At 69.4% G+C, this 12441-nt stretch carries 9 protein-coding genes; 4 read left to right on the top strand and 5 right to left on the bottom strand.

Annotated features, from left to right (window positions below):
- Positions 1 to 61: 61 nt before the first annotated feature.
- The 3 genes from WME85_RS41945 to WME85_RS41935 form a co-directional block, all read right to left on the bottom strand.
- Positions 62 to 562, bottom strand: coding sequence for a UPF0262 family protein (locus WME85_RS41945; protein ID WP_437829627.1), 501 nt, complete (start codon positions 560 to 562; stop codon positions 62 to 64).
- A 349-nt stretch (positions 563 to 911) separates the two neighbouring features.
- Positions 912 to 1325 (bottom strand): hypothetical protein, encoded by a 414-nt coding sequence (locus tag WME85_RS41940; protein ID WP_437829625.1) that lies wholly within the window; start codon positions 1323 to 1325, stop codon positions 912 to 914.
- A complete protein-coding gene (locus WME85_RS41935; protein WP_437829623.1) occupies positions 1322 to 2632 on the bottom strand; it encodes a glycoside hydrolase family 43 protein in 1311 nt (436 codons plus the stop codon). Before WME85_RS41935 ends, WME85_RS41940 begins: the two co-directional genes overlap by 4 nt.
- A 528-nt stretch (positions 2633 to 3160) precedes the next feature.
- Here WME85_RS41935 and WME85_RS41930 point away from each other — a divergent pair.
- From WME85_RS41930 to WME85_RS41920, 3 genes are read left to right on the top strand one after another with little or no spacing between them, the layout of a single operon-like run.
- Positions 3161 to 4894, top strand: coding sequence for an Ig-like domain-containing protein (locus tag WME85_RS41930; RefSeq protein ID WP_437829620.1), 1734 nt, complete (start codon positions 3161 to 3163; stop codon positions 4892 to 4894).
- A gap of 3 nt (positions 4895 to 4897) precedes the next feature.
- Complete coding sequence (locus tag WME85_RS41925) at positions 4898 to 7246, top strand: PKD domain-containing protein (protein ID WP_437829618.1); 2349 nt, start codon at positions 4898 to 4900, stop codon at positions 7244 to 7246.
- Positions 7243 to 8652 carry a c-type cytochrome gene (locus WME85_RS41920; protein ID WP_437829615.1) on the top strand — a complete coding sequence of 470 codons (1410 nt, stop codon included), beginning with the start codon at positions 7243 to 7245 and terminating at the stop codon, positions 8650 to 8652. Before WME85_RS41925 ends, WME85_RS41920 begins: the two co-directional genes overlap by 4 nt.
- A gap of 274 nt (positions 8653 to 8926) precedes the next feature.
- Here WME85_RS41920 and WME85_RS41915 read toward each other — a convergent pair whose 3' ends face one another.
- Positions 8927 to 10075: an acyl-CoA dehydrogenase family protein gene (locus tag WME85_RS41915; RefSeq protein WP_437829613.1), complete on the bottom strand. Its 1149-nt coding sequence runs from the start codon at positions 10073 to 10075 to the stop codon at positions 8927 to 8929.
- Between the two features lie 99 nt (positions 10076 to 10174).
- Positions 10175 to 10732 carry a CAP domain-containing protein gene (locus WME85_RS41910; protein ID WP_437829610.1) on the bottom strand — a complete coding sequence of 186 codons (558 nt, stop codon included), beginning with the start codon at positions 10730 to 10732 and terminating at the stop codon, positions 10175 to 10177.
- A 427-nt stretch (positions 10733 to 11159) separates the two neighbouring features.
- On the opposite strand from WME85_RS41910, the gene WME85_RS41905 reads away from it, so the two are divergent.
- Entirely contained in the window at positions 11160 to 12350 is a 1191-nt protein-coding gene (locus tag WME85_RS41905) for a hypothetical protein (RefSeq protein WP_437829607.1), read from the top strand.
- Positions 12351 to 12441 lie beyond the last annotated feature (91 nt).

The raw sequence follows: 12441 nt of genomic DNA, 5'->3' as shown, positions 1-12441 counted from the left end.
TTCCCTGGCGGGACGATCTGGCGGGGGCGAACCGCCGCGAGCCGGCGCTTGCTGACGCCCGCTACCGCACGCGCCTTGCATCATGCTGATGCGCCGGAAGCGGGCCGAGCCGGGTCGTGTCGACGGTGAGCGAGACGATGAGCGAGAAGAAGCGGCGGCGCGTCTCGAAGCTCGGGCTCAGGTCGGGGAGGAGGGCGCCGATCCGCCTTGCGCCGTCGTCGTGGACGACGCGCTTGGACATATCGAAGGCCTCGATGTGGGCGGAGTGGAGGTCGCCCCCGGAGAGCTTCTTGATGAGGCCGGCGTACTCGCACACGAGCAGTGCGAAGTCCGCCCGCGCGAGGGCGAGGGCGTCAGCCGAGCGGGAGCTTCCGGTGAATCCGGTGAAGACGAAGTGAAGGTGTCTGTCATCGCAGCCGGCGATGAGGGTGCAGGGCTCGCGCGAGGGCCAGGGCGGCTCGCCGGAGACGATATCGGTCGTGATCGTGCGCCACTCCTGCCTTCGGAGTGGCGACGCGCTCGACCAGAGGCGCTCTTCGATCCGAATCGCGTGGACGGGCATAGGGGCTGGTCTCATCGTAGTGCTCCCGCCTCACGGTTGTAAGCGTCACGGCCGGCCACGGCAGGAAGATCGGAGGAGAAAACGGTTCACTGCATTCCAGAATATGCGCACTGTCCGCGCTTGACCGGATGCGGGACCTCCGTTGGGCCCCCGTCGCTCTGGATGATCCGCGTCCGCTGGGTTAGCCCGCATCGGGGTGGCGCCTGCTTCCGCACCGCGGTGATCGGGAGAGGAAGGCGCTTCGGGGGGGCGGGTTCGACCGGCGCGCCAGAGGGGCACGCCCGGTACGGGCCCGGCGGGCGGCTCCTGGCGCGAGGAGGGGTGCGAGCGCAGGCGCGTCTCGCTGGAGTCATCGTGGCAGGGCCAGCGCGCCCTGGTGCCTTCGACGGGGATCAAGTGTACGCAACGATGCCCCGGCTGTGCCTCGAGGCTGCAGACGCAAAGAACCCCCCGCACTCCTCCTTGTCCAGGTTACTACCAACGACACCGTCACAACCACGCTCAACGCTGCCGCGGTAGTGATCGGTGATGTGGTCTTCGCTGACTGGGACCACGATGGCACCATGGATCCTACGATGCTCGTCAGCGCGCAGAGGGGCAGCCGCTGACACTCCGGATCGGCGCAATCCGCGAGCCCGTCCTCATCGTCATCGTAGCCGTTGCCGCAGGCCGCGTCGGTGTCCTCGCGCGGCGCCGCCGTATCGTCGACGCTGATGACGAGCAGGTGCTCTGGAGTCGGCGCTTCGTGCCCTGTACAAATCACCTGTGTGTCGGGACGATCTTCCGGATCGTCCCGTCGTCGTTGTAGTAGGCGCGATCGACGCACGTGGATCGCCGATAGCTACCGCCGGTCGGCAGCGCGGCGTTGTGGTACGTGAGGTAGCTGGCCCCTTTGAACTCGAAGAGCGACTGGTGAATGGTGCTGCTGTTCGGCACCGGGTCCAGGATGACGCCCCGATGTTGCCACGGCCCCTCCGGCGACGTGCTGGTCGCGTAGGAGATGCTCTCCGGGAACCCCGACGCGTAGGTCAAGTAGTAGAGGCCGCCGTGCTTCGACAGAAAAGGCGCCTCGGTATAGCTGGGGATGTTCTTGAGCACGTGAATCTGGACGCCGCTGATGCTGCGGTTCTGCATCTTCCCGCTGCCGTCGGTCGTGTAGACCTCACCCTTCAGGTGGATCATGTCGTCCTCGAGCTCGACCCAGTACAGGATCCCATTCCCCCAGTACATGTAGGCCCGGCCGTCGTCGTCGACGAAGACCGTCGGATCGAGGTTTCGCCACGAATGGTCCGCCGTGCCGTTGGTGTCGGCCAGGAAGATGAGCGGGATCCCCCGTGCGTCCTTGAACGGCCCTTCCGGCTTGTCCGCGACCGCGACGCCGATCGAGATCCCATAACTGGATTGGCCGCCCTCCACCGGCGCGTAGAAGTAGAACTTCGGGTCGCCGTTCTCGTCGTCGCGTTCGACCACTTGAGCCGCATTGGCGTTGCCCGTCGAGTCGCCGCCGTGAGCCCAGGGGAACACATTGTAGCGCATCACCGCGCCTTTGTTCTCCCAGTGGATCATGTCGGATGATGTCCAGAGCCGCCAGTCGAACATGCGGTAGCCCTCTGCACCCTCGGCCTGCTCGTCATGGCCGGTATAGAGGTAAACCTTGTTGTTCCAGACCATGGCCGCTCCGTCCGCGGTGAAGATGTAGTCTCCGGGACCGCTGGTCGGATCTGGCGCATCGTACTTGATGACGGGGTTGTCGAACTCTGTCGGGGGCGGCGTGCTGCCTGCACCTCCGCCGCCGCCGCCTTCCGCGCCGCCGCTGCCGCCTGCGCCGCCGCCGCCTTCCGCGCCGCCGCTGCCGCCTGCGCCGCCGCTGCCCGTCGCGCCATTGCTGGCGACCTCACCGCCGCTGCCGCCTGCGCCGCTGCTGCTCGAGCTTTCGCTGGAGCTCGATGACGACGCTCCTGGACCGGAGGCCGCCGTGTCCGGCTTCTCCTCCCCACCGTCACCGTCGCAAGCCCCGAGCCATGCCGAAAGTACAAGACCAGCAATCAGCTTCGAACGAGCGTAGTCCATATCGAGCACCTACTCATCCGCCTGTCCAACACGACAGCGACAGCGGCGGCGAGCACCATCACGCCGAGCTGCACCGTGTGAAGGCCAGTTACCAGTGAGAATGTGATCGTTCACATTTGCGACGTCAATGGAAACCGACGCGGAGATACCCTCGATCCCGAGCGGGGCGCGGCGGCGTCCGGCCGCGGAGCCTGCGTGAGCTCTCGTGCGAGCTCGCCAGCGCTCGTCTCTGGTGGACCCGGGCGGCAGAACCTGCTCGGCCTCGATCACGAACGGGCCGCCTTCGCGCCGCAGCCTGCGGGGGCGAGCCGCCGGATCGCGTCAAAACGAGTGCGATCGATCACGCTTGACATCCAGAATGTGAGCGTTCACATTGGCTCATAACTTAACCGATTCATTTAAGAGGCGCGTCGCCTGTCGCGCGTTCGTGTGCCCGTGTGTCCGCGCAAACGTGGCGGGCGCTGTCGGCCCCGAGTTCCGGCGGGGTGGCCACCTGTCATGCCCCACACGCCAGAGAAGAGGTCAGGGATGTATTCGAAGAGGATGGGACTACGTTGGTTCGGCTTTCCTTCGTTCATCGCCCTGCTCGCGGCGTGTTCCGGCGGGGACCTCAACTCACCGGAAGGAAATGACGGCGGCAGCTCCGGCGACACCTCGACCGTGGTGACGGGCAGCGGCGGCGCAGCCCCAACGCCGGCGGCAGGAGCCACGAGCAGCGGAGCCACGAGCAGCGGAGCCACGAGCAGCAGCGCCACGAGCAGCAGCGCCACGAGCGGAGCCGGTGGAGGCGCCACGACCGGGAGCACCGGCGCGGGCGGAATCGACCCGGACACGATCACCGCCCCGGAAGGCAAGATCCCGAACATGCCCATGCCGGCGAACAAGATCAATTTGCCGCGCAACAACTGGCGAGACGGCCTGGTGTCGCCGACGCTCGAGGCGGGCCATCACCAGAACCAGCCGATCGTCATCAACGGCTACGTTCAGGGCGCCGGCAACGCCGAGATCGTCTTCTACGACATCGCCGATCCGAGCGATCCGAAGATGCTCTCGCGCATCCAGAGCCCTGGCTTCGATCCCAAGGCAGGGCCCAACGGCGTCGGCGAGGCGGAGTCGCACCAGACCTCGGTCGCCCGCTACGGCAACAAGTTCTACCAGGTCACCACCGCGGGCAAGGGCGTCGACATCTGGGACGTTACCGACGCCCGCGCGCCTCGTCACGTGAAGCTCGTCGAGCTCGAGGGGATCAGATACGGAGACTTCACCGACGCTGTCTGGGGCATGTACTGGCAGGGCAGCGTCGTCTACATCGGCGGCACCAACACGGGCCTGCACATCCTGGACGCCGCGGACCCCGAAGACGTGAGGTTCGTCAAGAAGATACCGATCTCGCAGTTCGGCGGCGTGAGCGCCGGTCCGCTGTGGGCCGTCGGCAATACGCTCGTCATCACGACGCCCAAGGACAACGGCGGCATCGCGACGATGGATATCAGCGATCCGATGAACCCGGTCGCGCTCGACTTCATCACCCCGAGCAAGAGCTACATCTGTGGCCTGTACGGCAAGCACGTCTTTGTGCAGTCGCCGCTGCGCGCGTGGGACGTGCTGACCGATCCCACGGACATCGGCTCGGCCAGTTCACCCATCGCCACGCTGCCGGACTCGGCGTTCAGGGCCAAGGGGTACCCCCCTGGGTCCGAGTATATGAGCTTCTCCGACGGCTACCTGTTCCTGGGTCACCTGCGGCCCGACGCCGGCGTCTCCAAGATCGACGTGCACGACATCCACCGGATGTCGATCGAGAATCGCATCTGGGGCCGGCTCGAGTTCACGAACGGCGACGACCAGTTCTCGATCTCGGTCGGCAGCCTGCTGGTGCTGGCCGACGACGAGCTGCCTTACCGCGGCATGGTCATCGCCGCGCACTCGACGGAGCCGGACACCACGCCCCCGGCGGTCGACACGGTGTTGCCGAAGAGCGGGGCGACGGGGCTGTCCAGGAAGTCGCGCATCGGCCTCAGCCTTACCGACAACGTCGAGCTCGCCACGGTTCACCCGGGCAGCTTCATCGTGAGGCCGGTGGGCGGGCAACCGGTGAAGGGCTCGTTCGGCCTGTACATGGGCATCGTGAACTTCGACCCCGATGAGGACCTGATGCCGAATACGACCTACGAGGTCGTCCTGCCGAAGGACGGCATGAAAGATCTCGTCGGCAACGGGATCGCGGCCGAGTTCAAATCAACGTTCACGACCGGTCCCTGAGACATGCGCTCGTCGCGGAGGATCCTCGGCCTGGTCGGTGGCATCTGCTGGGCGGCGGCCTGGACGGCCGAGGCGCGCGCCGTCACGGCGAGCATCCCCGAGCGCGCGCCCTCGCTCGTCGGCGAGCCCGTGACGTTCGACCTGACGATCGGCGACGCGGTCGGCCCCGTGCAGGTGCGCTGGGACATGGGGGACGAGACGCGCACCGAGTTCATGGTCGACGACGTGCAGCAGGTCCACACCTACGCCGCTCCAGGCCACTACCCGGTGCTGGTGACGGTCAAAGACGATGTCGGGTTCACCAGCGTCGCGTTCGTGCACACGGTGCACCGGCCGCTCGTCACGGGCAACGCAGCGGGCTCGACCGATCTCGTCTACGACCGGCCGAACGCGAAGGTCTACACGGCCAACTACGAGAACGACAGCGTGAGCGTGGTCGACGTGAACGCGCTGACCAAGCTCGCAGAGGTGCCGGTGGCGCGCGGCCCAGTCGGGGTCGCGCTCACGGCGCAAGGCAAGCTGTGGGTGCTGCACCGCGACGCGCACGCTCTCTCCATCATCGACACCACGTCGCTGGCGGTGGAGAGCGAGGTCATGCTGCCGTACGCGTCGCAGCCGATGGGCCTGGCGATCAGCCCGACCGGGGACGCCGCGTACGTGACGCTGATGGCGGTCGGCAAGCTGCTGAAGCTGGACGCGGCGAGCGGCGCCGTCGTAGCCGAGCTTTCGCTGGGCGGTACGCCGCGCGGCGTCTCGGTGTCGCACGACGGCGCGCAGATCTACGTCACGCGCTTCCTCTCCGGGGACAGTCACGGCGAGGTGGCACGCATCGACGCGGCGACCTTCCAGGTGAGCACGCGCTTCGAGCTCGCGGCGGACACCACGACGGAGGACACGGATCAACAAGGGCGCGGCCTGCCGAACTACCTGTTCTCGGTGGGGCTCTCGCCCGATGGCTTGTTCGCGTGGGTGCCGGGCAAGAAGGACAACATCTTCCGTGGTCCGTTCCGCGATCAGCTCGCGCTCACCGACGACAACACGGTGCGGCCCCTCGTGGCGCTGTTGAACGTCGCGGAGGGCGTTGAAGACGTCGCGCGGCGCATCGACCTGGACGATCGCAACCTGCCCAACCAGGTCGTGTTCACGCCGCTCGGCGACTATGCGTTCGTCAGCGTCGCCGGCTCGGCCCTGGTGGAGGTCCGCGACACCTACACGGGCGAATTCGTGACCGCGCTCAAAGAGACGGGCTTCGCTCCGCGCGGCCTGGCGCTGACCGAGACCGACAGGCTGTTCGTGCACGCGTCGCTCAGCCGTACGGTGGCGGTCTACGACGTCGCCGACATCGTCAGCTCACACGACCTCATCACCAAGAAGCTGGCCGACATTCCGACCGTCGCCGCGGAGAAGCTCGACGTGCAGGTCCTGCGCGGCAAGCAGCTGTTCTTCAACTCGGAGGACGTGCGCATGAGCGACCAGGGCTACATCAGCTGCGCGTCGTGTCACTTCGACGGCGCGGATGACGGGCGAGTCTGGGATTTCGGCAGCGTGGGGGAGGGGCTTCGCAACACCGTCTCGCTGCTCGGACGGCGCGGCACGGGCCACGGCAACGTCAACTGGAGCGGCAGCTTCGACGAGATCCAGGACACCGACGACAACATCCGCGACCTGTTCGGCGGCAAGGGGTTCCTCAGCGCCGAGCAGCTCGCCGTGGGAACCGTCGCCACGCCGCGCGGCGACAAGAAGGCTGGCCTGAGCCCCGAGCTCGACGCGCTGGCGGCGTTCCTCGGTTCGCTCGACACGCACCACCCGAGCCCCTTTCGCAACGCCGACGGCTCGCTCACCCAGGACGGCGTCGCGGGTCGCGTCATCTTCAAGCGGCTGGGTTGTGGCTTCTGCCACACGGGTGCCGACGGGACCGACAGCGCGGGTGGCAAGCTGCACGACGTCGGCACCGTGAAGGCGTCGTCTGGTATGCGCGCTGGTGAGCCGCTGTTCGGCATCGACACGCCGACCTTGAACGGCGTCTGGGAGACGGCGCCGTACTTGCACGACGGCTCCGCGCCAACGCTGCGCGATGTCCTCGTCACGGCCAACCCCGAAGATCGTCACGCCTTCACCAGCGCGCTCAGCGAAGCCGAGCTCGGGCAGCTCATCGCCTACGTGCAGCAGCTGGACGGCACCGTCGACCTGGAGCCGAGCGAGGGTGACGGCGCGGGTGAGGAGACGAGCGAGGAGGGCCTTCTTGGCTGCAGCGTGGCGGGCGGGCGCGGCGACCGCCACGCGCCGCTCCTGGCGTTCGCGCTCGTGGCGGGGTTGATGACGTTCGGCATCCGCCGAGGGAGGCCCGCGTGAGGCGCCTGCAGAGCCTGTGCCTGGTTTTGCTGCTGCTGGCGGCGTGCGTCGGCGAGATCGGCGGGGGCGCTGCCACGGACGAGGCGACGACCGACTGGGACACGCTGCCGTCCGTGAATGCTCCCGACCCGGAGCTGTCGGGCCTACCCAGGCGCGAGGCGCAGCACCGCGCGCTGTGCGCGACGCCGCGCGGCGACAGCTTCTGGCAGGCGGTGTGCGCCACGCCCCGGCCGAACATCGCCGACTTCGCCAGCTTGCTGAGCGTCGCGAAGCTCGACGAAGATCGCGCCTTCGCGCTCACCGGCAACTCCACCTCGCTGGTGAAGGGCGCCGTCTCTGCAGTCAATCCGCGCATCATCGTCTTTCCGCGCGTGACCGAGATGCGCGATAGACCGGCTGAAATGACCGCGCTCGGCTTCGTTCGCGGCGAGCCCTTCGTCGAGATCGTGAGCCGCGACCTCTCGACCGGTGACTACAATTTCTACCTGTTCACGTTCGAGCGGCAGTGTGATTACGACGGCAGCTGCGACCTGGCGAGCCTGCTCACCGAAGAGATAGAGCACGGCTGGACCGCGTTCAGCATTTACAGCGAGGAAGACGTCGAGAACACGTCGTTCGACTGTCGCTCGTGCCACCAGCCCGACGGCTATGGCACGAAGAAGATCTTGCGCATGCAGGAGCTGGAGTTCCCCTGGATGCACTGGTTCCCGCAGCGCTTCGTGCAGCGGACGGAGTCCGATCGGGTGCTCACGGCGCAGTTCCTGGAAGCCCACGCAGAGGACGCGCAGTACGGCGGCATCCCCACGGCGACGATCCAGAATGCCATCGACGAGGGCAGCGGGGCGCAGCTCGAGGCATTGCTCTCCGCCGAGGGCCAGGCGGCGCAGCCGAACGCGTTCGACCCGCGCATCGAGGCCGAGGCCAAGGCCGGCGCGTCGAGCTCGATCTGGGAGAAGCAGTTCGCCCTGTCGCAGGCGGGGGATTCGATCTCGGTGCCTTACCCGCTCGTGGACGTGACGGATCCCGCGCTCCGCGCGGAGCGGGTCCGGTCCTACCTCGACGTGGTGACGGGCGCGGTCCCGCGACAATCCCTGCTCGATCTGCGCGACCTCTTCTCCGCAGACGCCAAGGTGAAGCTCGGCCTGGTGCCGCCGCCGGGGGCGAGCGGGCGCGCCGTGCTCACGCAGCTCTGCTCGCGCTGTCACGACGGTCGCGGGAACCCGGCGCTGAACCGCGCCAGGTTCAACGTGAAGAACCTGGACGGCATGTCGCGAGAGACGAAGGACGAGGCCATCTTTCGCTTGCAGGAGCCAGCGACCTCGCCGCTGCGCATGCCGCCGTGGCGCGCCGCCAACGAGCTGCCCCCCGCCGAGCTCGCCGCGGCCATCGAGGAGCTGGCCAAGTAGCGCCGTCCGCGTGACCGCCGCGCGCCAGCTTGTGGTCGTCGATCTCGATCTCGAGCGCGGCGCGCAAGGTCGCTGAGCTCGGCTTGGGGGACTTCGCTCCTCTGGACGAGGCGATCCCCGAGCTCCGAGGTATGGACGGGTCGGTCGGAGGAGCTCTCGTGTTGGTTCTGGCGACCGCTCCTCTCCGACCGGGAATTCCTGGCGGGGTTCTGACGCGTGGAACCAGGGCCGGCGTCACGGAGCGAAGGCCCATCGCGGGCCGGCGCGGCCGCGGCTACAGCCCGAGCCACCGCGCGACCACCGTGGCGAGCACGTCGGACGTCCCCGAGTGGATGCTGCCGCCCAGCGCGTCGTCCACGGCCGACGGGAGGCCGCTCTCCTCGAGGTAGCCGGCGCCGCCGCGCAACCGGAGGTCGTCCAGCGCGAACAGAACGGCCGAGTCCGCCGCGTGCCACTTGGCCAGGGCGGCCTCGGCCTGGCCGCGGTGCCCCTGGTCGAGCTCCCAGGCGGCGCGGTAGATGAGCAGCCGCGAGGTCTCCAGCCGCAGCTTCATCTGCGCGACGCGGTGCGCGACGGCCTCGTGGCGCGCGATGGACTGGCCGCCGATCTCGCGCTCCCGGGCGAAGCGGACGGCCTCGCCGAGGGCGCGCTCCATCGCGCCGAGGCGGAAGGCGAGGATCAGCGCGCGCTCGTAGGTCATCGCGATCTGGAAGACGGCGAGGCCGGCGCCGGCGCGGCCGAGGAGCGCGTCGGGGCCGACCTCGCAGCCGCAGAACGACACGGGCGCGAGCCGCGCGCCGCGGAGGCCCGCCGTCGCGAGCGGCGCGCCGGGCCGGACGCGCGGGGCGCCCGCCGCGTCCGCTCCGGCGCGGGGCACGAGCAGCGCCGTGAGGCCGCGCGCCGGCGCCCCCCCGGGGCGGCCTTCGCCGCCGTCGCGCGCGACAGCGAAGTACACGTCGGCCCGGTCGGCCCAGGTCACGTACCGCTTCTCGCCGGTGAGCCGGTAGCCGGCGGGCGTGCGGTCGGCCCTGGCCTGCACCGACGCGACGTCCGAGCCGGCCCCGGCCTCGGTGGCCGCGACGGTCGCCATGCAGTCGCCGCTCGCCATCCGCGGCAGCCACGCGCGCTGCTGGGCGGGCGTGCCCACCCGGGCGAGCAGGAGCGCCACGCCGAAGAGGTGCGCCCCCGCGGCGAGCAGCACGCCGCCGTCGCGCAGCGTCGCGCCGAGGCCCTCGTAGGCGAGCGCCGTCGTGACCAGGTCGAGGCCCTCGCCGCCGAGATCGCGGGCGATCGGCAGGCCGAGGGCGCCGCCACGGGCGAGGACGCGCATGCGCTCGTCCGGGGCCGCGGCGTCGGCCTCGGCGCCGAGGGCGCGCATGCGGTCGTGGACGGCGCGCTGGGCAGGGGTCCATCCGAAATCCATCGCCGCTGCGATACCAGAGCGGGCGAGGGGCGGGGAGCACGCGACGAAGGCGCGCCGTCCATCGTTCCTCCTTGCCAGCGCGAGCCGCTGGCGCGCGGCTCAGTAGGGGCGCTCGCCGACGAAGTTGCCGGGAGGGTCGTAGTTGCACACCCAGAGCTGCCAGGCGCCTCCGCCGAACGGCGAGTCGCCCGTGCAATCGGCGACCCCGCAGCCGAGCCTCAGGGAGTCGGCCCACACCACCTGAGTGTAATGGCCGCAGGTGGAGCTGCAGGCGTTGCTCGCAAGGTCGTAATTGGCCGCCTCGTCGACCCAGGTGGCCACGACCTCCTCCGGTGTGGCCGAGGAGCCGCTCGTCGCGTAGAGGTTCTCTCCGTACCTGCTCTCGCTGTGGCTGAACACGCACCTGCCGGCATGGGCCTGCGCCACCTCGGCGATCTCGCGCGACCACGCAAGCCCGGGCAGGGGCGGATCGGCCGGCGGCTCGACCGCGGCGCGCGCCCGGTTGTGGGCCTCCGTGATCCCGCTCATCCGGGGCGGCTCGCCCGCGGCGCTCTCGTCATCGGACGAGCCGCCGCAACCGGCGGTGAGCGAGAGCGCGAGGGCGGGCACGAGAGGGGACCACGCGAATCGGGCGAGCCGTGGGGCGAGCGTCTTCACGGGGCGATTGTCCTACGGCCCGGGCGAGCTCTGCAACGCCTATTCGATGATGGTCTGTGTGGACCCATGACAGCCGTGTCATGGCGCGTCACCGCGGTTGGTTGGACAGCCGCGAGGGGCGCGGGCGCCGCGACGGCCGCGACGGCCGCATCCAGGCGTGGCGCCCGGCGTCGAGACAGCCATCAACAGATCTCGTCATGCATTGCTGGCTCGCTGACAGGCTGCTCCCTAAGGTGCCTTCGAGACCAGCGACAATTCCGCCGGATGGCCCTTGTCAGCCGGGTCGGTTTATGAGTTATTGTCGCCCTGCTTCGGAGGCGGCGGCGGCCGAGTTCGAAGGTGAGCGATCGTCCTCGCTGGCTTTCGCCGCCTTCCATGGCGCTCCGGCACAGGCGGCGCTCCCTACAAAGAACCAAGGAGTTTCCTGATGAACATCCGTGTGACGTGGCGAATCGCGACATTCCCTCTGCTGCTGGCGGGGCTCTCCGTCGCTCCGTTGATGGGGTGTGACAAGGCCGCGGAGCTGCAGAACGACATCTGTTGTCGCGACTTCACGCCGGGCGCCGATCTCGCCACGGTCGAGTGGGGGCTCGAGGGCGACGCCGAGCTCAATTATGGTGCCTTCATGCAGGCCGTGTCGGACTTCACCGGCGCCGCGGGCTCCATCGTGGCGGACGTGAGCAGCGCCTGCCAGGCGATCGCGCTGGACCTCGGCGCGGACGCGGCGACGATCACGGCGACCAAGCCGAGCGAGCGCGCGACGGCGTGGTGCGAGCTCGCGATCGACCAGCTCGGGGACGCGACGGCCGGTCTGTCGATCTCGTTCCAGCCGCCGAGCTGCACCGTCGACGCGAGCGTGCAGGCGAACTGCGAGGCGCGGTGCAGCGCCAACGTCGAGTGCCAGCTGGAGCCCGCGGAGATCATCGCGCGGTGCGATCCGGGCGAGCTGTCGGGCCGGTGCGAGGGGCAGTGCACCGGCACGTGCGAGGGCTCGGCCAACCTGGCCGTCGCCTGCGAGGGCACGTGCCAGGGCACCTGCGAGGGCGAGTGCGACGGCGAGTGCTCCGCGACGAGCGCCGGCGGCGACTGCCGCGGCGAGTGCCAGGGCACCTGCAAGGGCGAGTGCCGCGGCTCGTGCGAGTTCGCGGCGGACGCGCAGGTGCAGTGCAACGCGGACTGCTCGGGCTCGTGCGACGTCCAGTTCAAGGCGCCGAAGTGCAAGGCCCAGCTCAAGCCGCCGTCGGCCGAGTGCCAGGGCAGCGCGGAGTGCAGCGGCTCCTGCGAGGCGAGCGCGAGCGCGAGGGCGAGCTGCAAGGAGCCCGCGATCAACATCTCGGGCGAGGCCGAGGCGGACGCGGCCATCGCGACGCTCAGGGCGAACCTGCCGCGGCTCCTCGTCGCCGCCCAGGCGCGCGGCCAGCTGCTCCTCGGCAACGCCGAGGCGGTGGTCTCGGCTGCGGGCAGCCTCGAGGGCGCCGTCACGGGCAGCGTGAAGGCGGGGGCCTGCATCATCCCGGCCACCAACGCGATCCAGCAGGCGGTCGAGAACATCGAGGCGAGCCTCTCGGCCAGCGGCAAGGTGATGGCCAAGCTGGAGATCGCCCCCGCGGGCCAGTGAGCGCGCGCCCGGCGGCGGCGCGGGCCGCGGCGGGGCGAGCGTGAGATGGAGGGTCGGCCGAGGCAGGGCGCCGCGAGCGCTCGCCTCGGCC

Source organism: Sorangium sp. So ce1153 (genome assembly GCF_051521595.1).
Taxonomy (GTDB): Bacteria; Myxococcota_A; Polyangia; order Polyangiales; family Polyangiaceae; genus Sorangium.
The sequence above is the reverse complement of the archived record's forward strand: the minus strand, read 5'-3'. Positions and strand labels throughout refer to the sequence as shown.

What these genes read in the sequence shown, in the direction of transcription:
- WME85_RS41915 (WP_437829613.1), bottom strand. Translation starts at nt 10,075, where the DNA reads ATGGATTTCGGATGGACCCCTGCCCAGCGCGCCGTCCACGACCGCATG.
- WME85_RS41905 (WP_437829607.1), top strand. Translation starts at nt 11,160, where the DNA reads ATGAACATCCGTGTGACGTGGCGAATCGCGACATTCCCTCTGCTGCTG.
- WME85_RS41930 (WP_437829620.1), top strand. Translation starts at nt 3,161, where the DNA reads ATGTATTCGAAGAGGATGGGACTACGTTGGTTCGGCTTTCCTTCGTTC.
- WME85_RS41925 (WP_437829618.1), top strand. Translation starts at nt 4,898, where the DNA reads ATGCGCTCGTCGCGGAGGATCCTCGGCCTGGTCGGTGGCATCTGCTGG.
- WME85_RS41945 (WP_437829627.1), bottom strand. Translation starts at nt 562, where the DNA reads ATGCCCGTCCACGCGATTCGGATCGAAGAGCGCCTCTGGTCGAGCGCG.
- WME85_RS41935 (WP_437829623.1), bottom strand. Translation starts at nt 2,632, where the DNA reads ATGGACTACGCTCGTTCGAAGCTGATTGCTGGTCTTGTACTTTCGGCA.